We start from the raw sequence: 25,854 nt of genomic DNA, 5'->3' as shown, positions 1-25,854 counted from the left end.
GTGGTCTAATTATACCCAAATCGTCGAATTCTTCCATGATACAATTAGGACAATATAAGAATTGAGGGATGCTTTTATGAAAAAGTTTATTTCCGTATTAGTTTTACTAGTGTCAATTATTTTTGTTGGAATAGGGATGCAACAAAATACTGCATCTTCTACACCAATTCTTCCAGAGGACCTTCAAACTACTGCTGGTAACAGTTATGAAGGTAATGGGAAATTGGTCGACGATGCTCCAGTTTACTCGCTTGATAATGGGGAAATGACATTAACTGGACGGGTCTTGAAAAAGGGCGATATGTACAAGCTTTTACAATTATCTGAGAATAATAAATTTTACCGAGTTTCCGCAAATGAGTGGATACCTTCTGATTACCACTATGTTGAAGTTCAACCGGATTACAATCTTGATATGAAGAGTGTAACTATCGCAAATGGTCGCGACGGAATTATCGATGTAACCAATACTTCCGAATACGCTACAGCTTTGTTTGAGATTTCTGACAAAAAGATGATCTATACCGGAGAGCATTTAGGACAAGGTAAGTGGGCATATTTTGATAAAATTTATGGTGTACGTGTTGGTGACAATTTGAACGAATCTGCCAGATTCTTACAAGTTTCAACGAACCGTTGGATCAGAATAACTCCAGAATTGAGATTTCCGCTGATGAATAGTTCAGTTCCCACTAATCCAGTCGATGATCCACATGGAAAGATGGTACTCACGACCAAGGGACTAACAACTTTATACGAAAGAGTTTCTGGTACTAATGATTTTCGCAAGAAAACTGATCGTAGATTAGCTCCCGATACTGCCTGGTTCTCCAAATTATTTGAGGGTGGAGAATTTGGTTCCGGTGACGATGCTGTAGTAAGTGGATATTATCAAGTTTCAACTGACGAGTTTGTCGATTATAAAGATGTAACCGTACGCTTCTTACCAGACGACTTTTAGTAATTTTTTTGAAAAGAGGATGAGGATGAACTTATTATTTGCGATAGATGACAATGTTAGCACGCAATTGATGACGTGTTTGTATTCAATTGTGAAGAATACTCCAAATGAAAAATTTGATGCGTATGTCATTCAAAAAGATAAATTGAAGTCAACTGCAGAGATTGAATCTTTTTGTGGAAAAATTGGTGTCAATTATCATGCAATTATTGTTGATCCAAAGATTTTCGCTGATGCACCGACGACTGACAGGTATCCAGAAACAATTTATTATCGCTTGTTAGCTCATGAATATTTGCCTAAATCAGTCAATCGTATTCTGTATTTGGACGTTGATATTTTAGTTATCAATTCATTAAAACAACTATATAATAAGCAACTCGGAGACAATCTTTACGCAGCATCCAGTCATTCGGGATTGACCAACAACATGACTGAGCAATTTAATAAGTTACGACTTGGAAATTATGAAGCTGAAAGTTATTACAATTCTGGCGTACTGTTGATGAATTTGGATGCTATCCGTGAAACTGTTAAGGCTACTGACATATTCGACTATATTAAAGAAAACAGTTTGACCTTATTCCTACCAGATCAAGATGTTTTGAATGCTTTGTATGGCAATAAAATTGTCAAAGTTCCAGATGAACTTTACAATTACGATGCCAGAATGAGTAGTATTTATAACTTGCTTGGTGATGGAAAATGGGACTTGGATTGGGTAATTGATAATACCGTTATCCTGCATTTCTGTGGACGTGACAAGCCTTGGAAGCGTGAATATAATAGTCGTTATGCTGGATTGTATAAACATTATGCTCACCGAGCATCGATGTTAATTAATGAAAAAATTATGGAGAATTAATATGACATTTGAGAAAATTTTGCCTCACATTAAAAATGGTGAAAAAGCTGTAAGAACTGGTTGGGAAGGCACTGAACTTTTTGTTATTTTACAACAGGAAGGTAAGTTTGAAGGGGATGTTTTGAATCCTTACTTCTTGATCAAAACTGAAGACGAAGCATACAGTATGTGGTCACCAACTGACTGTGATATCCTCGCTACTGACTGGGAATTGGTCACAGAATAATGGCTGAAGACTTCAGTGGGAAAATCGTAGTAGTCACTGGTGCAGCGTCTGGAATTGGATTGGAACAAGTTAAACTTTTTCTAGAGAATAATGCTGTAGTGATTGGGATTGATAAAAATGCTGTTCCCTTGATCAACGATAATTTAGTTACAATTATTGGGGATGTCACTGGAACTTTGGTGTTTGAGAAGTTGACGAAATTACTCGAAAATTCGTTTAAGAAAATCGATATCGTCTGTAACACTGCCGGTGTGCTGGATGATTATCGCCCAGTAATGGACACTTCGATTGAACAGTGGAATGACACTATTCAAACAGATTTAACTAGTCAATTTTTATTAATAAAAGCGACTTTGCCGTTGATGTTGAAGCAGAAACACGGTGTTTTCGTCAACATGGCATCGATTGCTGGTCTAGTTGCTGGGGGTGGCGGTGTTGCGTACACTGCTGCCAAGCATGCGGTGATTGGTATGACAAAACAGTTGGATATTGATTACGCTGCTCGGGGAATTCGTGCTAACTGTATTGCTCCGGGCGCAATTGATACGCCGATGAACGCTGCCGATTTTGCTGGTGACGGCAAGATGGCTAAATGGGTTGCTGATCAGACTCCAGCCAAACGTTGGGCGAAACCTGAAGAAGTTGCTGAGTTGACGCTATTTTTGGCTAGTTCACGTGCTGATTATATTCATGGCAGCGTGATTCCAATTGACGGCGGTTGGACTGCCAAGTAGAATGTACTGAGGTGCAAAATGCATCACTGCGATACTTATTTCCTTTGATCGTAGTTATTTAGTGGCGATTGCCATAAAGGAGCTAATAATGAAAAATATTTCTAGAACATCAAGTTCGACTGTGAAAACTATTGTGAGTACAGCTGTCATTGCGGCCATGTATGTGGCGGTAACGATGATAATTCAACCTTTTGCTTATGGACCAATTCAGGTTCGTTTGTCCGAAATGTTCAACTATCTAGTGCTGTTTAAGAAGCGATATGTTTGGGGAGTCACACTTGGTGTTTTTTTGTCTAATTTTATGTCACCAACTTGGACTTTAGATGTTCCAATTGGGACAATTTCTACTCTGATAGTTTTGTTCTTTATTCTTTGGTTATGCCGTTTTACTAAGGATTTGAGGGTTAAGTTTGTTATTATGGCTGTGGTTTTTGCGCTTTCTATGTTTACTGTGGCGGGCGAGTTGTATATTGCTTTTAAGACTCCGTTTTGGGTTAGCTATCTTAGTATTTGTGCTGGTGAGTTGTTGTCTATGGTTATTGGTGGGGTTGTTATGTTTGAAGTTAATCGTAGATTGGATATTAGTAGTTTTCGGATGTGATTTTTTTATGTGGTTCACTGCCGCCTTCCGGTAAAGTCCGGCGGTGGCTGGAACGCTGTGATGCGATTTTTAGTAGGAACGTACGAGCTAAAGCTCGTGCGCAACAGTCATATAGTTGGCTACGCCAACGAACAGCCAAGGATGTCACAGACCGAAAAATCTCAAAACTCGCATTTTGCCTAACCCTGCCCCATGGCAGGCTAACGCAAATTCCACGGCTGAGCCACCGGCGGACTTTACCTCCAGGCTGGGGGACCAAAATTCCATCATTTTTTGTGTGGGGTGGAGGTTCACTTTTATACTTGTGTTATTTATTTTTGTTAATACTTTATTGAGATTCACTTTTAAAATGCTTTAACTATTTTGTTTGTAAGTGCCATGGTGCGTACGAGCTTTCGCTCGTGCGTGATTATATGGAAATAAAAGATCCCCTTACTTTGAGATGAAGATTTGCTTCATTTCTTGGTAAGGGGATTTTTGTTTGAAATGTGTATGTTGTTTGTTGCGGTTAGAACATGTTGCCGAATCTGAAGTCGGCGTGTCCCATTCCTCTTGGGCCGCAGCCGCGCATGTGGTGCATTCCGCCCATCATTGGTCCGTGGTGGTGGATGCCCATTTTACTCATCTTTTCCTTCATTTCCTTGCGCATGGCTTTCATGTCCTCGGGTGACATGTCTTCGAAATTGTCGCCGTATTTCGCCATGATGTCGTCGCGCATCTTTTGCATGGCCTCGAACCGATCCATAGGGTCTACGAAACTGTCAGCTTGTTGCTTGAACTCATCGTCCCAGCCGGCTGAAATTTTTTCCAGGTTATCCTTCAATTGTTGTTGGTCAACATCAGATAATCCTTCGAAAAATTTTTCCGTGACATCAGCATCTTTAAATGACGCATTCTCCTGTGCAGCTTTGCGACCTTGGTCAGTTAAACTAACACGCTTGATACGCTTGTCATCCGGAGCCTCACTACGAGTAATGTCACCCTTGTCCTCCAACTTCTTCAAAAGCTCAGCAAGAGAGCTAGGACGCAAGTCCAATACTTCTTGAAGATAACTTTGAGACAAATTGTCCTCAAGATTGAGAATCGATAGGACACGTTGTTGTCCAGTCAAACGTTGCTTATTTTGGTGCATATATTGATTACTAGCTTTGCTGATGAAGTGTAATTGCTTCATTAAATCATCTGTAAGTTCAGTCATATAATTTCCTCTTTTCTACAAATAGTAAAAAACATTCGGTACCGAAATATATTTCATGAATGAGTATACTTCGGTACCGAATGAATTGTCAATAGATTGAGTCAAAGTATGTAAGAAAATATCATGAAAACGTAACACCAGTGAGATCTAGTTTAAGTTAAAATTAATATTAGACAAGTTTGTTGTCAGATCATCTGGAATTATTTCGCAATTGCTATATATTTCTAATATACTTGTTAGTAATAGCAAATAGATTTTGCGGAAAAGTGGTAATTGCATGCCAGAATATAGCGCAAATATGATTTCTCATAGTTTTTGGCAAGATGAATTTACTTTATATATTGATTTTTTGAATGACGATTTCACTGATGCTGAAATTCGGAAAATGGCTGTTGAGGATAATTGCTTTCAACAGAAAACTGAAGCTCGAAGTATTGATACATATCGGACATTGAAAAGACGTATTGGTAGTTTGGATGACGACTATCTTGAGCTTTATCCTAGTCTCGATGTTTCTAATAAGAAACTAGTAAATATAATTTCCATTATGCTTATGGATAAGTTGTTTGACGAATTCATGTATGAAGTATTTCGCGAAGAAATCATGCTTGGTGATTCTATGCTACATGATTATGAAATTGAGGCTTTCTTTACAAGGAAGCAAGTGGAAAGTGATCAAGTTGCAAATTGGTCAGATCAAACTATTACCCGATTAACTGGATTATTTAAAACATTTAATCGTAATGCTGGATTGATGATTGACAAGGGTTCTTACGACGAAATTGTTCGTCCATTTTTAGATTTTAGACTTGAAGATCTGCTTCAAGAGAAAAAACAATTTAGACAATTGGCTTCATTGACAGGGAGATAGTATGTCAAGTACAAACGATAAGTTAAACCATTTAAGGCAAAAGATTAAAGACAGTGACTTCCAACATAGTAGGGGACTTTCAAATGAAGTTTCGTATTATATTTTGGCATATGATGCTGAAGATGAACTACAGGTTAGGGAAGAAGTCAAAAGTATTGAAAGTCAGTTAAACCACGAGACTGTCGGTGTCGATATTTTGGAATTTAATGTTTATGACATTATGTGGAAGATTCTCGATGATATGGGAATCAAAGATGATGTTCTGGAAATGGAATCTGATGAAGGGATGTCATATTTGATTGAACAATTGAATAATGCACTTGAAATGACTGATTCAGAGAATATGTTTGTTAAATATATGAAGGACCATATTCCTGATAAGGATGTTGTCATCTTTGTTACTGGAATTGGGGAAATTTTTCCATTGATTAGAGCACACAAGATATTGAATTCAATGCATCAGATTATTGACGACGTTCCAGTTGTGCTATTTTATCCCGGGAAATATAATAGTCTCAACCTAAGTATGTTTGGTGAAGCCATTGAGGATAACTACTACAGAGCATTTCAGATTGATTAATAAAGGGGAAAATCATGCAAATTAAAGATATATTCGCGAAACCTATCAATCGTGATATCAAAGGTGTTATCACAATTGGTGATGATCAAGATTCCAATATTAAACAGGAATTAGAAGAATACGTAGTTACTAATGAGTTGGAAAGACACTTTAGTGATTTCTTCAAAGCATATGCGGCAAGTATCGGGAATGACACTCCTAATATGGGTGTTTGGATTTCCGGTTTCTTCGGTTCTGGTAAATCTCACTTCCTTAAAATTTTATCTTATCTACTTGAGAACCGTGAAGTTTCTGGTAAGAATGCCATTGACTACTTTAAAGATGACAACAAAATAAAAGATCAAATGACAATCAATGACATGGAAAAGACAGCTGCTAATCAAAATGATGTCATGTTGTTCAACATTGATTCAAAAGCCAAGAATGGCAACAAAGAACAAAAAGATGCAATCTTAAATGTTTTTCTACAAGTATTCAATGAACATCAGGGCTTAATCGGTGAGGACTTTTGGCTTGCTGATATGGAACGTGGTCTTAAAAATCAAGGAATGTATGACAAGTTTCAAGAAAAATTCAAAGAGCTGGATAAGCAAAATCGTGATTGGATTGAGATAAGGAGTAGTTTTGCTTTTATTAAAGGAACAATAAAAAATACATTGGTTGAAATTGGATATCTTTCAGAAGATGACGCTGAAGGATTCGTTGAACAAATGCGTAAGGATTATCCAATAAGCGTTGAATCATTTGCTAAATTGGTAAATGAATATATCGAATCTCAACCTGATCCAAATTATCATCTAGCATTTCTAGTTGATGAAGTTGGCCAATACATTGGTGATAGTCAACAACGTATGTTGAACTTACAAAGTATTGTTGAAGACCTGGGTACATACACTCATGGTCGTGCCTGGGTTATTGTGACAAGTCAACAAGCAATCGATCAAGTGACTGATAATATTAATGGTCAAGATTTTTCTAAGATTCAAGGTAGATTCAAAACCAGAATTGCCATGTCATCGGCTAATGTTGATGAAGTTATTCGTAAGCGTTTATTGGAGAAAACACCTGAAAGTGAACAACTTTTAAAAAATGATTTCGACAATGATCAACACACTATCAATAACTTAATTAGTTTTGATGGAGAAGTTGAACGTAAGAAGTTTAGCGATGATAAATCATATGCGGATGTATATCCATTTGTCCCTTATCAATTCGAATTGTTACAAGATACCTTAACGGCAATTAGAGAGAACGGATCAGATGGTAAACATTTAGCCAATGGTGAACGTTCAATGTTGGCGGTATTCCAAGAATCCGCTCAGCAACTTGAAGAACGTGATACGAGAACCTTAGTGCCATTCAGTATTTTCTTTAATGGGTTAGATCAATTCTTGGATCATACACATAAGATTGTTATTACCAGAGCTGGAGATAACGACTATATTAATCCGACTAAAGAATCAAATCCTTTCCCAGTTCAAGTTTTGAAAACGCTGTTTATGGTCAAATATGTATCCAACTTCGATGCTACTTTGAATAATGTTGTTACTTTGATGATTGATTCAATTGATACCGATAGAATTGAATTGGAAAACAAAGTAAAAGAAGCACTCAGAATTCTTATGAGCCAAGAACTAGTTGAGAAAACTACGCATGGTTATGAATTCTTAACAGATGCTGAACAGGATATTAGTAAACAAATCTCCAAGCAAAATATTGATTCAAGCGATGTTTCAAAGGCAATTGGTGAATTTGTATTTGCTAACTCCAATATCAATAAGAAATACACTTATCCTAAATTGGGTGGCCAATATACATTCAACTTCAATCAGTACGTTGACGATTATCCGATTGGAAATCCTAATCATGAGATGAGTATCAAGGTCAATACGCTTGATAGTGAGTCAAACAGGGATGAGATTGAACTGAGAAGACTTTCCCAGTCTCCAGACGATCCACAAATTATCATCGATATGCCTGCTGATGGTGAATATGCTGAGAACTATAAACAGTATTTAAAAATCAGAAGCTTCTTGATGGATCCATCTCAGTTATCATCAGATGAACGTTCACAAAGAATTATTGATTTGAAACGTGTCGAGTTAAGGACACTGCAACAAAATGCTAATGATGAACTAATAAACTCACTTGAAGATGCTGATATCTATGTAAATGGAAATAAAGTTGAGACTAAAGGTGGGTTTTCCAAACGACTTGAAGATGCAGAAAATAAGTTAATTGACGAAATTTATCGTAAGTTGAATTATATTGATGCAATTAAGTCTGACAAGGATGTTGTTTCTCTGTTTAAACAAGATGGTGGAATGAACGTTAAAACTTCAGAAAATATTCAAGCGTTGAAGTCAGTACAAGAGAAAATCAACTTTGATTACAATGGACATAATAAGGTTTCGTACAAGACAATAATTGATCGGTTTGCTGGTATTCCTTACGGCTATCGTGAAATTGATACAATTTGGCTAGTTGCTAAATTATTTGCGGATGCAAAATTAAAAGTTTATGTGAATGGTGAGCCAATCAACATTAATGATGCTAATTCAGCCAATCAAACTGCCAATTATTTCTTGAAGAAGCAAAACATTACAAAAGTTCAATTAGAGCCAAGAAGTGAAATCTCTCAAACTAAGAAAAATGATTTGAAGGAAGTTGCTAAAGAGGCATTTACTAAGAAATCATTTAGTTCTGATGAAGATGACGTTATTGTTCGCGAGTTTAAACAAACTCTGAAGAATAGGTTGGATCTTGTTCAAGGATACATGCACGAAAATTCAGCCCTAGATAGTGGTTATAGTTATCCCGGCTTAGATTTATTAGGTCAAGGTGAAACTTTGATTAAATCTTTGCTTGCTAGAAAAGATACCGATGAATTTTATGATTTTGTAAGCAAGAATAGGGATGATTTCTTAGACTGGAATGAAGACCTAGAATCCTTTGGAATTTCTGAGTTTTACGCGAATGGAAATATGAAGAAAATTTGGACTGACGCACAACAAAAAGTTCAAATTTATCGGGGCTCAAAGGAATTTATTGTTGGTGATGAGTTATCACAAATTGTTGATAAGATAAACAAAATTATCGATTCCAACAAACCAACTGGAAAAGTTCAAGATCTGAAGGCATTGTCTGAAGAATTTAATGATGTATACAACAAAGAATTTGATTCAATCTTACTAGAAGAAGAAAAACAGATTGATGTTGAACGCACTGATACTTTGGATTATGCAAATAGCAATTCGTTACTCGATCAATTTAAAGAAGAGATTGATAAAACTTTTGATCAATTTATTGCTAATGCCAAGTCTGCCCAAACATTGAATGAATTGTGTATTATTCCAAATCATGCCAATGTTACTAAAGAACGTATTCTACAAAGTATTGATAGAACCGTTGCTCAGAAAAAGGCAGAAAAGGAGAAGCAACAAGTAACAAATACCTCCTCAGATACGAATCCATCACAGGATGATAAAAAACCTGGGAATGGTGATAATGAAGAAATTCATGAAGATCAGCCAGTACCGACTCCTGTAGTAGAGGTTCACGTACCTAAACATGTTAGTTTACAACAACTTGCTATTGGTCGTTCTTGGGATTTGAAGACTGAGGCTGATGTAGATGAAAAATTAGCTCAACTCAAGAAAGAATTAATGGAACAAATTAAAAATAACGATTCAATCAAGTTGGATCTTTAATAATAAACCTTAATTGACCACCTATTAGGGTGGTCATTTTTTTAAGAAGGGAACACTAATGGACAAAACTGCAATTAAAAATTTTGCAATTAAAGCTAGAAATACATTAATTGAAGATATCAATTTAAAGACATCAATTCTAGGCATTGATGAGAATGGGATTTCTGAAAAGTTACCTACCTCAACAAATGAAATTGAATATTACATTGATGATCAAAATCCGATCACCGGGTCAGATATTCGTAAACGTCAAAAACTAGTTAATGAGTTAAACAAACGCAGTAAGAAAAATGATTTCAAGACAGCATATAATGACCTAGTTGAAGAGATTGCGTATACCTGGTTTAACCGCATCATTGCTATTCGTTTCATGGAAGTGAATGACTATTTGCCAAGCCGTACTAGAGTTCTTTCAAGCTCATCTAATCGTAATGAACCCGATATTATGATTAACCCAGTTGAGTTAGAAGATTATTTAGGTAGATTTAGTGATGAAGAGCGTTCATTGATTTCTAAGGCACAAGATACAGAAATGCCAGTTGATATGGATAACTTGTATCAAATGTTATTTATCAAGCAGGCTAATGCTTTGAACAAGATATTACCTTATTTATTTGAGAAAACTAACGATTATGCCGAATTATTGTTCACTCCAAGCTATCACGATGGTGTGATTAAGAGTTTGATTGACGATGTTAGTGAAGATGATTTTAACGTTGATGTTGGTGGTCAGGTTGAGATTATTGGGTGGTTGTATCAGTACTATAATGATGAACCTCACGACCGTGTGGTAAATATTCTAGGTGGCGCAGTTAAGAAAGCTGATATCCCTGCAGCAACTCAGCTTTTCACAACAGATTGGGTTGTAAGATACATGGTTGATAACTCGCTTGGAAAATATTGGCTTGAAAGAAATCCTGATAGCAACTTGAAGTCTGAGCTCAAATATCTTCTACCTTCTGAAATTAAATCAGAAACGAATAATATCGATATTGAGGACATCAAACTAATCGATAACGCTATGGGTTCAAGTCACATTTTGGTATATGCATTTGATGTATTTATGAAAATATATTTAGAACAAGGTTATTCAGAACGTGATGCTGCGATACTAATTCTTACTAAGAATTTATTTGGTTTGGAAATTGATAAGAGAGCATATCAATTAACCTATTTTGCATTAATGATGAAAGCAAGGCAGTTCAACCGAAGACTGTTTAGAAACGAGATTATCACCCCAAATGTTTATGAATTTGAGGACTCTGACAATATTTCAGATGAGCTGGTAGATTCTCTGCCAGATGACGTTCAATTGGATACTAGCGAGTTAATTGAATTATTTAGCAATGCTAAAGAGTTGGGATCCATCATAAAAATTGAAAAGAATTATGATTTTGAAAAGATCTCTAAAGAGGTTTCGGAGGTAAAGTCTGAAGGACTAGATGTATTCGGTATCCAAGAGTCCAAAGTAAATTTGCTGAACCTTATTAATATTGCAAAAACAATGAGTCAAAAATACGATGTAGCAACAACAAATCCTCCGTATATGAACAAGATGGATAAAGAACTAAAAAAGTATGTAAAAAAATACTACGCTGATTATTCTGGCGACATGTTCTCAATATTTATCTATCTAAATAGCAATCTAGTTAAACCTGGTGGCTATTCAGCATACATGACACCATTCGTCTGGATGTTCATTAAAACCTATGAGAACTTACGTAATTACATTGTAAAAAACAAAGAAATATCAAGTTTAATCCAAATGGAGTATTCAGCATTCGAAGAAGCCACTGTTCCAATTAATACGTTCGTATTAAAAAATGTGCCAAACGAAGAAAAAGGTACATATATTAAACTATCCGACTTCAAAGGCGGCATGGAAGTACAAAAGAACAAGGTATTAGAAGCAATTTCTGATCCAAACTGTAATTACGTTTATCGAACTAACCAAGCGAACTTTGAAAAGATTCCGGGGATACCAATTTCTTATTGGGCTAGTGATTCTGATATTATGATTTTCAAAAAGAATACGCCCCTGTCGAAAGAATCTTCGGTAAAAAAGGGAATGATAACGGGGAATAACAGTTTCTTCTTGCGCTATTGGTACGAAGTCGCATTATCAAATATTGCGTTTGGTATTTCGAGCTTAAGGGAATTAGAAAACAGAGAATACTTACCCATAAATAAAGGTGGTAAATTTCGTAAATGGTTTGGAAATCACGAGAATATTATAAAATTTGATTCAAAATCTTATCAAATGATAACTCAAAATAATGGGCATAGAGCTTCAGATTTTTATCTTCATTCTAGTATTACTTGGACAAAAATAACTAGTGGGAAAATTTCGTTCAGGTACTCAGAAAACGGATATATCAATAACGATGCAAGCATGTCAATATTTAATGACGATAGATACAATCTCTATACACAACTGGCAATCTTAAATTCAAAAGTTTCTGATCGTTTCCTGGGATTGTTGAATGAAAGTATGAATTATACCGCTGGAGATGTCTCAAGAATTCCAATCCTCAAATTGAATGATTCTATAAATGATAAAGTAAGAGAAATATCAAAACGAACAATTGAAATTTCCAAATTTGATTGGAACTCACAAGAGAACTCCTTTAATTATTATGGAACACCATTAGTAAGTTTCATCGCTGACGAGAAGCGAACACAAGTTGATGGAAAACTAAGAAATGCATTCAATATCTGGAAACAAGAAGCTCAAGAAAGGTTTGATCAACTTAAATCTAATGAAGAAGAATTGAATAAGATTTTTATTGATTTATATGGTCTTCAAGATGAACTGACTCCAGAGGTTGATGATAAGGATGTTTCAGTTAGATTGGCTGATGAAGTACGTGATATTAAGGCATTCTTGTCCTATTTCATAGGGGTAACTTTCGGAAGATATTCATTGGATCAGGATGGAATAGCGTTTGCCGGTGGTGAATGGTCTGATGACAAATATCAATCCTATAAGCCTAATGAAGATAACCTAATCGTATTAACAGATGATAATTACTTTAATGATCAAAGAGATATTATTAACCGTCTAAAAGAATTCTTGTCAGTCACATTTGGTGCGTATACTGTTGATGAGAATTTAAACTATATTGCATCAATCATTGGTAAGAAGGCGGATTCTGATGAAGATTCTATTAGAAGATATTTTGTTGAAGATTTCTTTAAGGATCACAATAAGATATATCAAAAGAGACCAATTTATTGGGAATTGACTAGTGGTAAAAATAATGGATTTAATGCACTTATGTATTTACACCGTTATGACGACAATGAAATGGCAATGATAAGAACTAATTATTTGCATCCTCTTCAAGGATTATATGAATCTCGACTAGATCAGATTAATAAAATAAGTGATACCGAAACTGTTGCAAAAGAAAAAAAGAAATTAGAAAAACAAGTTAAGCATCTGAGTTTACAATTAGAGGAACTGAAAAAATATGATCCTTTAATTCAACATATTGCGAATCAAAAAGTTGAGTTAGATTTGGATGATGGCGTTAAAGTTAACTACGAGAAATTACAATGTGGGGAAAAGATTTTAACCAAAATAAGTTAGCTAAAAGAGGACTTTCCAATTAGGAAAGTCCTCTTTTGTGCCAAAAAATGTGGCAATTAATCGTTGTCGATATTTAGTATTGAAATGATTTTATCTTGGTCCTGATACTCAAGCTCTTTAATTATATGGAGATATGTAGATTGAGTTGTTGAAACGCTGCTGTGTCCGAGTCTCCTGGATACCGAAAGGGTTGAAACGCCCTTATAAAGTAGAATTGATGCATGTGTATGTCGGAGTCCATGAAATGTAATTCTTGGTATTTTTAAGTCCTTAAGTTTACCAGTTAGTACTTTATTTATTTCTGCGCTTACCATTACATGTTTTTTTGAATCCATGAATAATAAGTCATCCGAGGTTAAATTTGATTTTCTAATGTATTGTCTGAGTTTGTTTGCTGAACTTTTATCAATAATAATTTCTCTGTTAGATGATTTTGTTTTTGTTTTTTTAAAACCAGTTTTGTATTTGTAGTCCCAGGTCTTATTGATATGCAGGGTACTTCGGGAGTAATTAAAGTCATTTACTGTGAGGCCGACAATCTCCCCATAACGCATACCAGTGACGCAGGCTATGTAAATTATCATTTCCGCACTACGATTTGTGTTTAGATTACTGACTAATTTTTTCCATTGATTGTAGTTTAATGATTTAAGCTTCTTCGGAGGGTCAATACCTACGATTACGGCTTTTCTAGTAGGGTCACTAACAATTATTCTTTCATCAATTGCATCAAGAATACATGCACGTAATTGTTTGTGTAAACAAGAAACGGTTCGTCGAGCATGTGTTTTTCCGAATTCATTGAGCTTTTTCTGATAAATCAACTTGGTTATTTCCTTTAGTTTGAGGTTACCAAAGAGTTCAGAAGCATGCTGTGAAGTGTTTTGGTACTTGTTGTAAGTGATCTCAGATACTTTACCTTTTTTATAGACATTAATCCATCTGTCAAAATATGACACCAAGGTTTCATCACCTGATCGAACAGTATAAAGGTTGGGGTGAGTGCTTTGAAGCAAGCTTGCTGCCATAACAGCTTCAGATTTCTTGATAAATCCGGACTTTCTTAACTTTTTATATTTACCATCAACATCCTTATACGATATTTCGTATTGCCAAACGTTTCCTCTTTTTTGATAACTAACCATTATATTTCCCTCCATTGCGAATAAATTGCCACAATTTTGGCACAATTGGTTAGTTCAACCAATATTTTATTGGGTAATGATAGATTCTCGTCAGCGATGTGAATTAGTAATGGAAGTCTTAAAAAGTCCCACGACCACTCATTTGAATTGTAATCATTTTTAGAAATAAGAATATTATCAGTGCTTAACTTGAAAATCACTTTTTCAAATTGTCGATTAAATAAGTAGGGGATTTTTCTGATTGCAGTTGGATTGTAATCTAAAGTTGGTGAAAGAATATTTAAAATATAGGTCGAAATAACTGAATTAAGAAGGCTCAATAAGTATGGTAAGTTTTTAGAAAAAATCATAGGTCCTTTACTATCAAAAACAAATCCATTCTCTGAATATCGGAATGAAGGATTTCCTGAACTAAGTGATGACCAAGTGAGACCTTCTTGAAAAATATATTGAGGATTTCTAAGTCCAAACTTGGGAAAATTTTTTAATTCAGCAGCATCATTAAACCAATTAATTAAATAGTCATGGTTTCCATACCATTTTCGGAAAGAACCACCTTTGTTATAAGGAAACCATTTTTTATGTGATTTAATTGATTCAGTTACATCTTCACAATTAAATTTAACCTTCGAAAATGAGACCTCGGGCCATAGTCTAAGGAATCTGGAGTTGTCTCCCGTAAAGCTGCCTTTCTTTACGTCGGCCACATCCTCGACAGTTTCCGTTGATCCATACAGATTTAATAGTTCATCTGAAGCCCAATAAGCAATTGGCATACCCGGAATCTTTTCAAAGTTCGCTTGGTTAGTTCGATAAAGGTATTTAGATTTTGGATTATTAACCGCTTCTAAGAATGCTGTCTCTTTCTTTTGTTGCGATGGAAAATCGATTAGTCTTTCATAAGTTCCCACATAATTTGTTACTTTGGTGTTTTGATAAACGAATGCTGTGGATTGAACCACTTCACCGCCAATTTCTTCAAAGGCTCTTGTTCCTAAATGAGCCATATTGATTAGAGCGTTGTTTTTGAGCTCTTTTCTTAAATCCTCAAAGCTCGATAAGAACATCCATGAATGCTGAGTTACCATGGCATAATAACCATTTTCCTCAACTAGCTGAGCCATTCTTTGCATGAATGCACCAAACAAATCTGCTTTTCCTTCTTTGAAATACTTTTTGACATATTTACTCAGAACTTGATCCATTTTTCCTGAACCCATATAAGGCGGATTTGTGATTCCAATGGTAAATTTACTAGTCAATAATTTAGAAACATTAATTGCGTCTTGCAATTGTCCGGTATTTTTAATGGAATCCACATCATCAAAAGTCATTTGTTGATTCTCTGAAGTATTATTAACTTCTGGATTAACAACTTCCCAATCAATGACGTTATCAAATTTGATTAAAGAACCGTATTCATTTCCATTTTCATAATGTTTAAGAAGGTTACTAAAAGTAGGCTCAACGTTACTAGGTAAGTGACTTATAAATGAATCTACACTATCTTCTGATAACTCGGGGATGTCATAAACATTCAATTTTAAATCATTATTCAAAATACGTCGATTGTACTGACGTCCCTTCATCATCAAAGCAAAATATGATAGTTGAAACGCTCTTGTATCAATGTCTAATCCATATAAATTTTTCTCAAGTATATTAGTTGCTGCTTCACGCTTTGAGTATCCTTCTGATTCGTATATATCCATTAATACTTCAAAGGAGTAGACCAGCACATGACCGGATCCCATTGCGGGATCTATTAATGTTAAATCTTCTGGCTTTGTATTTTGGAGTTTGGAATTACTCTGAATATTGATGTATTCCTCACTTTGTTGTTCAGCGGAAGGCATGAAATACTTCCAATTAAATTGTTTTGCGACATCTGCTTCGGAGCTTTTGTTACCCTTGGCTTGTAACACATTTATCCAGTATCGGCCCAGCGAATTCTCAACCATATATTTTACAATCCAGTCTGGGGTAAATAGTTGAGTTACTGCTGGAATGTCGGATTCGGAATACTTTTTCTTCTTAAAAGCTCTATCTTTTGGCTCAGTATTATAGTACTGATACAACCAACCAATAATCTCCACCTGACCACCAACATCGACGTTAAAATCATCTACACTAACATCGTCAATCAGATCCTTAATCACGCCATCGTGATAGCTTGGAGTGAACAATAATTTTGTGTTAAATATGTGTCTATCAAAGCATAATACTGTATGATTTAATTAACAGATTTTACTAGTAAGGGGAACACTAAAATGGCTGACGTTGACCTAAAACAGGTTGTTGAATCTTTGAAAAATAAATTCCAAGGTAGATATCAATTTATCTTCTGGTATGACAATGACGCTGAATTTGAAGATAACATTGAAGAATTATCGACTGACTTGGAAGATATAGCCAAGGTTGTGGTACTTCAACCTGGACATCAACTTGAGACTAAGATTAAATTAAATGCCATTGATGATGATAAAAAGGTGCTGGTTTATTCTCCTGCAGCTCAACCGATTCTTGATGAAAATCATTTAAGAGATATGGTGAGATATTCGGATACATTTACTGCCGATTCAAAAGAGATTCTTCGTAAGGATTTGGGATTGCCTGAATCTATGCGAGATTTTGTGGCAAATCATATGGATTTCTTTGGAAACAAAGAACGTCGTAATGCCTTTGCAACTTTTGAGTTAAGCAGTTATCAGGAGAACCCAGAATGGTCAATCATGGCAACAATTGTGAAGCTCAAGACACCATTGTTCAGCTTCTTTGACATCTTACAAGTTATCATGACTGCTAATCTTAATGATAATGAGTATTTGGCACAATTTGAGAAATTCAATGTTTTAGATACGTTTTGGGATACAGTCAAATATGAATTCAACTATAACAAAGAACATGATTTGGTGAAATTTAGTTCTGCCATGTATCTGACGACAACATTTAAGCAGATGGATGTTCAATTTCCTAAGTCATTATCTGAATATGATTTAAGTGAGAAAGTTGCTAACGTACAGACATTTATGCAGCAATTCGGTACTAAGTCATATCAATCATCTGGTGATACATATTCTGATGTTGAAGCTGCAGTTTGGGCATTTATTAATGGTGGCTCAATTTTTAAAGATATGGATATTAACGTTATTGCCAAATCAGATGTATTCAAGTACTTTGATTGGTTAGTTTTGAACTGGATTCAGGACAGATTAGGTCTTGAGGATTTGGATGCACAAATTAATGGTCAACTCATCGATGTATTGATCAAGAAACGCTCAGATATGCATTTTGGACATGTTGATCCAATTAAGTCGTATTATCAGATGATGAAGATGGCGTATTTCATTGTCTTGATGTCTCAAGATGAACCGGAGCAAAGTTTCGATAACATTGTGGGTAGTTATGTTGATGGTGGATTTGAGATGGATACTTACTATCGTAAATTCATTTACTACTACCAAGAAACTGATCAGCCTGAAGAGTTTGAGAAGACTAAATTGCTGATTGAAGATGTTTATGTTAATTCATATTTGGATAAACAATTATTGGCATGGAATAAGAATTTCCATTTTGATGCCATTTCACCACGCAAGCTTCAACGTAATTTTTACAAAAACTATGTTGAACCTGAGACTAACAGAATAGTTGTTATTATTTCTGATGCATTTAGATTTGAAGCTGCTAAGGAACTTCAAGACGAGTTGGGTAAATCTTCTCAAGTTAGTGAGCAGAAAATGGATTATATGATTACTGGATTGCCATCTGTAACTTATATGGGTATGCCGTCATTATTACCTAATGAAACGCTTTGTTTGGACGAAAAGAAGCTCCTCGTTGATGGCGGTGAAGCTACTGATATGAAGAGTCGCGAAAAGATATTACAGTCAGCAAATCAAGATAGTTGTACTTTTCCTCTTGATGATTTGAAGGGCGCTAGTACAAAAGATATTCGTGAGTGGTTTGCAGGTAAACAAGTTGTTTATATCTACCACAACCAAATTGATGCTATTGCAGATAATCGAAAAACTGAAGATGATGTATTTAAGGCTACTGAAGAGACTATCAATGATATTAAAAAGCTGATATTACGTCTTCGCAGTAGCAGTATTAACCATTTTTATGTTACAGCTGACCATGGATATATTTATCGAGATGCAAAACTTTTACCTGAGGATAAAATTGATGTCTCTCATGTTGAAAACGATGCTAAATCTCAGCGCTACATGATTACATCAGAGACGATTGATGAACCTGGAATTGGATCTCAAAAACTATCAGACATTTTGAATAATAATGATGATAGAAGCGTTTATTATCCAACTACTGCTAATATTTTCAAATCCGCTGGATCATATAATTACGTTCATGGTGGGAGTTCACCTCAAGAAATGATTGTGCCTTTGTTGGAAGTTAAATCTAATAAGGGTAAAACTGATGAAGAAGATGTTAAACTTTCGATTGTCAGCACTTCAAATAAGATTACTTCTCTAGAGGTCAAAGTTAGCCTGATGCAGGTTACACCAGTTAGTGCAACTGTGAAGCCAGCTGTTTATAGTTTGTATTTCGTTGATGACCAGAATCAACTTATTTCAGGTCAGGTTACAGTGAATGCAAATAAAGGTGAAGATTCGACGGTACAGGATCGAATTTTCTCTAAGCAAATAGTGTTAGCAGATAGGACTTATGACAAGTCTAAAAAATATTATTTAGTTATTAAAAATACGCGAAATGGAGTTGTTGAATCAATTCCTTACATCATGGATATCACGATTCCGGGTGGATTTGGTTTTGACATTTAGCGAGAGGAACAATTATGACTGATTCAAATTCAAATGAAGCAACAAATGATGTTTTATTAGATAAATTGATAAAAACCTTGCCAGGGAAATTTGTTCGCAAAGATTTGACCAACCGGATTAAGGAAGGGGCAAATGTCCCTACTTATGTCCTTGAATATTTGTTGGGGATGTATGCTAACAGCACTGATGAAGCACAAATTGAGCGTGGAGTTGAGAACGTTAAGAAAACTCTGGCAAATAATTATGTTCGACCTGATGAGGCTGAAAAAGTTAAGTCTAAAATTCGTGAACTTGGCTCATATACTGTAATCGACAAACTAACTGTTCATTTGAATGAACACGCTGATCGATATGAAGCCTTGTTTAGTAATCTAGGAATCGATGGAGTGCCGGTTGACAGCAGATATCCTCAAGACTTTGAAAGATTACTTGGCGGAGGAATTTGGTCCATTGTTCGCTTGAGATATGCTTATGATGAGAATAATAAAAATGAATCTCCATTTGTCGTTGACTCATTGACACCTATTCAAGTCGCAGATTTAAATATGCCAGAAGTTTATAAAGCTAGATCGGAGTTCACTACGGATGAGTGGACGGATTTGATTTTACGTACTATTGGTATGGAACCAACACAATTTTCAAAGCGTGAAAAATGGTTGTTTTTGGCAAGGTTAATACCGTTTGTGGAAAATAATTATAATGTGGTTGAGCTTGGGCCCCGTGGAACTGGTAAATCTCATGTTTATAAAGAATTATCACCAAATTCGATTTTAGTTTCTGGTGGACAAACGACCGTTGCAAATTTGTTCTACAACATGGGTCGTAGACAAGTTGGACTAGTAGGAATGTGGGATATCGTCGCTTTTGATGAGGTTGCTGGTATCACTTTCAAGGATAAAGATGGCGTCCAAATCATGAAGGATTACATGGCATCTGGATCATTTGCCCGTGGTAAGGATGAAATCCAAGCTAGTGCAGCAATGGTTTTTGTCGGTAATATTAATCAGAGCATTGACGTTGTGATGCGAACTTCTAACTTGTTTGAACCATTTCCTGAGGTTATGGCGACTGATTCTGCATTTCTTGATAGGATTCATGCCTATATCCCTGGTTGGGAAATTCCAAAATACAAACCATCATTCTTTACAAAAGGATATGGATTAATAACTGATTACTTTGCTGAAATCATGCGAGAATTGCGTAAGCAGTCATTTTCCGATGCCATAGATAAATACTTCAAGTTGGGTGGCCAACTCAATCAGAGGGACACTATAGCTGTTAGAAAGACTACCTCCGGCATGTTGAAGTTGCTATATCCAAATGGCGAATATGGCAAACCCGAAGTTCAAGAAGCTTTGGAGTTTGCATTAGAACTTCGTCGGCGAGTTAAAGAGCAATTAAAGAAAATTGGTGGAATGGAATTTTTTGACATTAATTTTTCGTACATCGACAATGAAACATTTGAGGAACATTATGTCTCAGTGCCTGAGCAGGGATCCAATAGTTTAATTCCCGAGGGTACAGAAAAACCAGGTCAAGTTTATACTGTTACCTATGACAAAAATGAACGATTGAGTTTATTCAAAATTGAAACTCAGATGATAGCCGGAAATGGTAAATTTGAAAAAACTGGGATCTCTGGAAATCATAAAGCATCGGAAGCCATGGATACTGCATACAAGTATTTGAAAGCTAATTCAAAATCCGTTAGTTCAAGCATCAGTTTAACCACTCATGATTATGTGGTAAATGCAGTAAATCTGAATAATAGTGAGATGACCAGCAGATTGTCACTTGCTACATACATTGCCTTAGTATCGATTTCAATGAGTAAGTCTACTTTAGATAGTTTGGTTATTCTTGGCGAACATACAATTGGTGGTTCACTGGTGAAGCTTGATAATCTTGCAGATACTTTGCAAGTTGCACTGGATTCAGGTGCTAAGAAAATATTAATTCCTAACACTTCTGCTGCTGATTTAGGGTCAGTTCCTTCAGAATTATTGGGAGCATTTACAGTTATTTTTTATGATTCGATTGAAGATGCAGCATTCAAAGCATTGGGTGTAAAATAAATCTGCGCCAAATATTATATTTTTAAATAATTTCATGATAAACTTAAATCATACTTTAGCACTAGGGGTGTTTCGAGAGAGACTGAGACGGCTATGCCGATCCCTTTGAACCTGTGAGTTAATGCTTGCGTAGGAAAGTGCGATAATCTGGGCAAACTTATGCCACGATTCTTAATCCTACGATTAGAACCGTGGCTTTTTTTGTACTTTTGGAGGAATTTACGATGAAACTCGATTTATTGCAAAAAGTTAGAACTGACAATCCGATGATTTTAAATATTGCGAATTCAGTTACTCAAAGTGATGTCGCCAATGGAATTAGCGCCATTGGAGCGTCTCCATTAATGACAAATTACGATGCAGAGTTGAAGACCCTTGCCCAGATGGCAAGTGGCGTCTGCATCAACATCGGGACGCTCGACGAACGTCAAAATGAGCTTAGCAAAGATCTGTTGAAACTAGCATTAGATTTCAACAAGCCAGTTGTACTTGATCCAGTCGGAATCGGAGCAGTACCAGAACGATTGGCATTCGTTGAGGACTTATTCAAAGTAGCCAAGCCAACGATTATTCGTGGTAATGCTGGTGAGATTGCCAGTTTAGTTGGAGTTTCATGGTCCGCCAAAGGTATTGATTCAATCGATGAGGGGCAAACTAAGTCCGTCGATGAAATTGCCAAAGCCTGTTCGAAAAAGTTTGATTGCGTAACAGTCGTAACTGGTGTCACTGACACAATTGCCACTAGAGACCTAATTTCACACACGTTTAACGGAAATAAGATTTTTACAACAAGAGTGGGTACTGGCGATATGCTTTCATCTATTATCGCAGTATTCGCAGCTGTTTCTGATGGTAACTATTTTGAAGGTGCCAAGATGGCATGTCTTATTTTTGGATTAGCTGGAGAACTAGTAATGACAGAAACACCAAATATTGGACCTGCTGCCTTTTCAACACGTTTACTTGATCAACTTTATACGATTAATACTGAAGATATAAAGAGATGGGGGAAATATGATGAATGATGTAAATAGCTTTCCACAAGCATTGACCATCGCTGGAACTGACAGTGGTGGCGGTGCTGGTATTATGGCTGACATGAAGACAATGCAGGAATGTGGTGTCTTTTCGACTGCAGTGGTTGTCGCTGTGACGGCGCAAAATACAATTGGTGTTCAGAATTTTCAGGCAATTTCTCCAAAATTGATTTCGGAACAGTTTGCTTCATTAAACGATGATTTCAAAATCAAGGCCTGTAAGACCGGAATGTTGGCTGATGCTGAACATGTTGAAGTCGTTTATGACAATTTGAAGAAATATGACTTTGGTCCATTCGTATTGGATCCAGTTATGATTGCTAAAGGTGGCTCACAATTACTTTCTGATGAAGGTATTGATGCTATCAAAAATAAATTGATCAAGCTTGCCACATTAGTTACACCAAATATGCCCGAGGCTGAGCGTTTGATTGGCAGTAAGATTGAAAGTCAAAGTGGGATGCTCGTTGCCGCCAAGAAGATTCAAGATTTGGGAGCCAAAAATGTTTTGATCAAAGGTGGCCATGGCGATTCAGAAATGGTTCGTGATGTTGTGCTTTTGGAAAATGGTGAGAGTTTCAAGATGAGCAGCAAGAGAGTTCACACAATCAGAACCCACGGAACGGGCGATACAATTTCGTCTGCGATAGTTTCAAGACTGGCATTAGGCGATGATATGAAATCTGCCATTTTATATGGAAAAGATTTTGTTGAGGCAGCAATTAAAAATACCATTCAAGTTGGTCATGGTCACGGTCCACTAAACCACTGGGCATATAATGCCGAGGGTGCCTTCGATGAAATTTAAATCAGAAATGCTTCAAGCTTATTTTGTGTGTGGAACTCAAGATATTGGTGACCGAGATTTACCAGCTATATTGAATGAAGCAATCGCTGCCGGAATTACCGCCTTTCAATATCGTGATAAAGGTGAATCCAAGCTAAATGATGAGCAGCGTTATCAACTAGGTGTGATACTTCGTGATATTTGTAATAACGCACAAATTTCCTTTATTGTTGATGACGATGTCGATTTGGCAAACAAGTTAAATGCTGACGGGGTTCACGTTGGACAAAAAGATGAGCGAATTACGAAAGTGGTTCGGGATGCCAATCCGGATATGATGATTGGACTATCTTGTCAGACCATTGAGCAAACCGAAATTGCTAACGAAATAGATCGTGTCGATTACATCGGCGCTGGACCAATATTTTCCACAAATTCGAAGCCTGATGCAGTGGCTCCGATGGGACTAGAACTGATGGAAGATATGGTGAATATTAGTGATGTGCCAATCGTAGCAATCGGTGGTATTGACAACACCAACTTACAATCGTTAAAGAATAATGGAGCTGTTGGTGCGGCATTCATTACTTTAGTCACACAGACTGATGATATAAATCGAAGTGTAAAAAATGTTTTAGATGTATTCAAATAAGACGTATGGATAAACACATGCGTCTTTTTGCGTATAATCAGGGTAACGAACTGTGAGGTTATAGTTATGCGACAAAATTTCGAAACTTTTTCTGTTGGCGTATTAAATTTGTTGGCAAATGCAGGGGTGGTCATTCCATATTTCTTTTGTCTAATGTTATATACCCAAAATAGTGGGAATCCAGTTTATGCGTTGCCTTTTTTAATGCTATATACATTCAGATGTATTGGCATGTTGCTAACTGTCTATATAAATTGGACCGCAGCAACAATGTTAAACGTCTCGAACGTCACGGGGATTATTGGTTCATTATCAATGTTGTTTGCGGGCAATCCATTTTTTGGAATTCTCGGTGGAATACTCCTAGGACTTTCATCAAGTTGGATCTGGCCATATTTTTTAACGATGAGGTCACGTGGAAAACTAGATGAGAATTTTAAGATAACTATAAATCATTGGATGGCCGCATTAGTTGCCATGATTATTCTAGTTGCAATCGGATATCTTTCAGATAAGATGCAAATTTTGAATTTAGCGTTTGGATTTTTGGCAATTGTCTTCGTCTTTAGCTGGTTTGGTGGGATTTATATGAAACGCCAAATTGATTTTTATTCAAACAGTGACTATAAGATTAGTATCCACAATCCTTCAAAATTAGTATTGGCACTAATATTCCTAGTAGTACTCGTAATTTTAATGTTCTCAATCCGCTACACAAGGCTAACAAATACCTCTAGTGTGATGGATTTACTTATTTGTTTGTTAGCTGTGATTGTTTTGGCAACCTTAATTTATTTTCAATTAGATATTCACCGAAAAATTTTTCCACTGAGCTTAGCAGCATTAACTCGCGGTGTAGTAATGAACTTCGTCCTGCTTTATTCGATTTTTGATAGTACGTTACGATTCAAATTCAATTCAACTATGATTATATTTGTAATTTACATGGTAGGATTTGAGCTTGGTCCAACGTTGTTGAAAAAGTTCACAGAGTGGAGATATCCAGTGTTAATTATTGGAATTATCTTCACAATGTGGGATCCAACATACTTCTTCGGACTGTTACTGTGCGCAATCTTTATAGGTGCTGATAATGTGATTTTGAATGATTCTTTGTATACGCATCCTAACTTAAATGGCGAGAGGGCATTTTTAATCAAATATCAGCTTTCTAGTGTTGGAAATATTTCTCAGCAACTAATCTATATGAGTGTCATTTATATTTTGAGTTTTGCGATGAACGTCAAAGTGCTTTCGTTCTTTGATAAATCAGTCTCAGGAGCAACGTATTCATTGTTAACTAATATTCATTTATTTATTTCAATTTGGATTATTTTTGTGTCAGCGATTACCTACTATTCAACACGCCGATTTAAACTTTCTTCAAAGTAATTTATGAATATCATTTAGGAAATATTATTCAAATTAATATTTATCAGAAAACGTATCAAAATGGGAAAATAATAATATGTATATTGAGAACTGAAAGCGCCTAATGATTGGTATTATATGTCTACGCTATTGAATGTGAATTGCTTAACGTTCATAGCCGGAAATTACATTAGAAGATTAAATGTTACTCTACTAGCAAGAAGTAGTTTACTAGCGGTTTAAACACTTAATGGAAGTTTGGCACATACGAAAGTATTGCCGCTGGCGAAATTCTGGCTTGAATTTCACCTTGATGCAAATTTCCCTTATTAACAACTTCGAAGAATTGATTCCTCCCAATCAAGGTTGCTGTCCTTGATGAGTCAGTTCGAGATTTAACAAACGAATGGATCAAGTATATTAGAACTTTAGCGAATACGATGATTCTGAATATCTGATATTTATTTTATTATTAAAGTGACTTTGTTTTAAAATATCGTCTGCTGCGATGACAAACTCACTGACACTACAACATCTTAATTACGAGACCTCCCATCTTTATTAAGAAAAATGTTGCGGAAATAAAATTATCAACTTACTTCGGAATGATTTGTGTCACGCCGTGATAAGATTTCAAATATGCTAAC

At 35.9% G+C, this 25,854-nt stretch carries 18 protein-coding genes and 1 riboswitch; of the genes, 15 read left to right on the top strand and 3 right to left on the bottom strand.

The genetic code is table 11. From position 1 onward, the window contains the following. The first annotated feature begins 76 nt into the window (after positions 1–76). From ABM34_RS06290 to ABM34_RS06270, 5 genes are all read left to right on the top strand, one after another. Positions 77–961: a hypothetical protein gene (locus ABM34_RS06290; protein WP_048704329.1), complete on the top strand. Its 885-nt coding sequence runs from the start codon at positions 77–79 to the stop codon at positions 959–961. Between the two features lie 25 nt (positions 962–986). Beyond that, entirely contained in the window at positions 987–1,826 is an 840-nt protein-coding gene (locus ABM34_RS06285; protein ID WP_083988273.1) for a glycosyltransferase family 8 protein, read from the top strand. 1 nt (position 1,827) lies between these two features. Beyond that, a complete protein-coding gene (locus ABM34_RS06280; protein ID WP_048704326.1) occupies positions 1,828–2,052 on the top strand; it encodes a DUF2829 domain-containing protein in 225 nt (74 codons plus the stop codon). Further along, entirely contained in the window at positions 2,052–2,786 is a 735-nt protein-coding gene (locus ABM34_RS06275; protein ID WP_048704325.1) for a 3-oxoacyl-ACP reductase, read from the top strand. The genes ABM34_RS06280 and ABM34_RS06275 overlap by 1 nt, the downstream gene beginning before the upstream one ends. An 88-nt stretch (positions 2,787–2,874) precedes the next feature. Further along, a complete protein-coding gene (locus tag ABM34_RS06270) occupies positions 2,875–3,387 on the top strand; it encodes a QueT transporter family protein (RefSeq protein ID WP_048704324.1) in 513 nt (170 codons plus the stop codon). 508 nt (positions 3,388–3,895) lie between these two features. Here ABM34_RS06270 and ABM34_RS06265 read toward each other — a convergent pair. Continuing rightward, on the bottom strand, positions 3,896–4,585 hold the full coding sequence (locus tag ABM34_RS06265; RefSeq protein ID WP_053084451.1) for a MarR family transcriptional regulator: 690 nt from the start codon (positions 4,583–4,585) through the stop codon (positions 3,896–3,898). A gap of 277 nt (positions 4,586–4,862) precedes the next feature. Between ABM34_RS06265 and ABM34_RS06260 the strand changes: the two genes are divergently transcribed. The 4 genes from ABM34_RS06260 to pglX (ABM34_RS06245) are packed head-to-tail and all read left to right on the top strand — an operon-like array spanning position 4,863 to position 13,338. Next, positions 4,863–5,456 carry a DUF1819 family protein gene (locus ABM34_RS06260; RefSeq protein WP_048704322.1) on the top strand — a complete coding sequence of 198 codons (594 nt, stop codon included), beginning with the start codon at positions 4,863–4,865 and terminating at the stop codon, positions 5,454–5,456. A 1-nt stretch (position 5,457) separates the two neighbouring features. Further along, complete coding sequence (locus ABM34_RS06255) at positions 5,458–6,036, top strand: DUF1788 domain-containing protein (protein WP_048704320.1); 579 nt, start codon at positions 5,458–5,460, stop codon at positions 6,034–6,036. A 14-nt stretch (positions 6,037–6,050) separates the two neighbouring features. Beyond that, the gene (brxC, locus tag ABM34_RS06250) at positions 6,051–9,746 is read left to right on the top strand and encodes a BREX system P-loop protein BrxC (protein WP_048704318.1); all 3,696 of its coding nucleotides are present in this window, start codon (positions 6,051–6,053) and stop codon (positions 9,744–9,746) included. 58 nt (positions 9,747–9,804) lie between these two features. Next, on the top strand, positions 9,805–13,338 hold the full coding sequence (gene pglX, locus ABM34_RS06245; RefSeq protein WP_048704317.1) for a BREX-1 system adenine-specific DNA-methyltransferase PglX: 3,534 nt from the start codon (positions 9,805–9,807) through the stop codon (positions 13,336–13,338). A gap of 56 nt (positions 13,339–13,394) precedes the next feature. On the opposite strand, the gene ABM34_RS06240 is transcribed toward pglX (ABM34_RS06245), so the two are convergent. Both ABM34_RS06240 and pglX (ABM34_RS06235) read right to left on the bottom strand, forming a co-directional pair. Next, positions 13,395–14,483: a tyrosine-type recombinase/integrase gene (locus ABM34_RS06240; protein ID WP_048704315.1), complete on the bottom strand. Its 1,089-nt coding sequence runs from the start codon at positions 14,481–14,483 to the stop codon at positions 13,395–13,397. Then, a complete protein-coding gene (gene pglX / locus ABM34_RS06235; RefSeq protein WP_417924673.1) occupies positions 14,483–16,687 on the bottom strand; it encodes a BREX-1 system adenine-specific DNA-methyltransferase PglX in 2,205 nt (734 codons plus the stop codon). Before pglX (ABM34_RS06235) ends, ABM34_RS06240 begins: the two co-directional genes overlap by 1 nt. Positions 16,688–16,753: 66 nt before the next feature. On the opposite strand from pglX (ABM34_RS06235), the gene pglZ reads away from it, so the two are divergent. The 6 genes from pglZ to ABM34_RS06205 all read left to right on the top strand — a co-directional run bounded on the left by pglZ (position 16,754) and on the right by ABM34_RS06205 (position 25,228). Beyond that, positions 16,754–19,285, top strand: coding sequence for a BREX-1 system phosphatase PglZ type A (gene pglZ, locus ABM34_RS06230; RefSeq protein WP_048704312.1), 2,532 nt, complete (start codon positions 16,754–16,756; stop codon positions 19,283–19,285). A 14-nt stretch (positions 19,286–19,299) separates the two neighbouring features. Further along, positions 19,300–21,360: a protease Lon-related BREX system protein BrxL gene (brxL, locus tag ABM34_RS06225; protein ID WP_048704310.1), complete on the top strand. Its 2,061-nt coding sequence runs from the start codon at positions 19,300–19,302 to the stop codon at positions 21,358–21,360. Between the two features lie 53 nt (positions 21,361–21,413). After that, positions 21,414–21,513, top strand: a riboswitch (TPP riboswitch). A gap of 71 nt (positions 21,514–21,584) precedes the next feature. Continuing rightward, on the top strand, positions 21,585–22,385 hold the full coding sequence (gene thiM, locus ABM34_RS06220) for a hydroxyethylthiazole kinase (RefSeq protein ID WP_048704309.1): 801 nt from the start codon (positions 21,585–21,587) through the stop codon (positions 22,383–22,385). Next, positions 22,378–23,205 carry a bifunctional hydroxymethylpyrimidine kinase/phosphomethylpyrimidine kinase gene (gene thiD / locus ABM34_RS06215; protein WP_048704308.1) on the top strand — a complete coding sequence of 276 codons (828 nt, stop codon included), beginning with the start codon at positions 22,378–22,380 and terminating at the stop codon, positions 23,203–23,205. Before thiM ends, thiD begins: the two co-directional genes overlap by 8 nt. After that, on the top strand, positions 23,195–23,836 hold the full coding sequence (gene thiE, locus ABM34_RS06210) for a thiamine phosphate synthase (RefSeq protein WP_048704307.1): 642 nt from the start codon (positions 23,195–23,197) through the stop codon (positions 23,834–23,836). Before thiD ends, thiE begins: the two co-directional genes overlap by 11 nt. Before the next feature lie 66 nt (positions 23,837–23,902). After that, complete coding sequence (locus ABM34_RS06205; RefSeq protein WP_048704305.1) at positions 23,903–25,228, top strand: hypothetical protein; 1,326 nt, start codon at positions 23,903–23,905, stop codon at positions 25,226–25,228. Positions 25,229–25,854 lie beyond the last annotated feature (626 nt).

Source organism: Companilactobacillus ginsenosidimutans (genome assembly GCF_001050475.1).
Taxonomy (GTDB): Bacteria; Bacillota; Bacilli; order Lactobacillales; family Lactobacillaceae; genus Companilactobacillus; species Companilactobacillus ginsenosidimutans.
The sequence above is the reverse complement of the archived record's forward strand: the minus strand, read 5'-3'. Positions and strand labels throughout refer to the sequence as shown.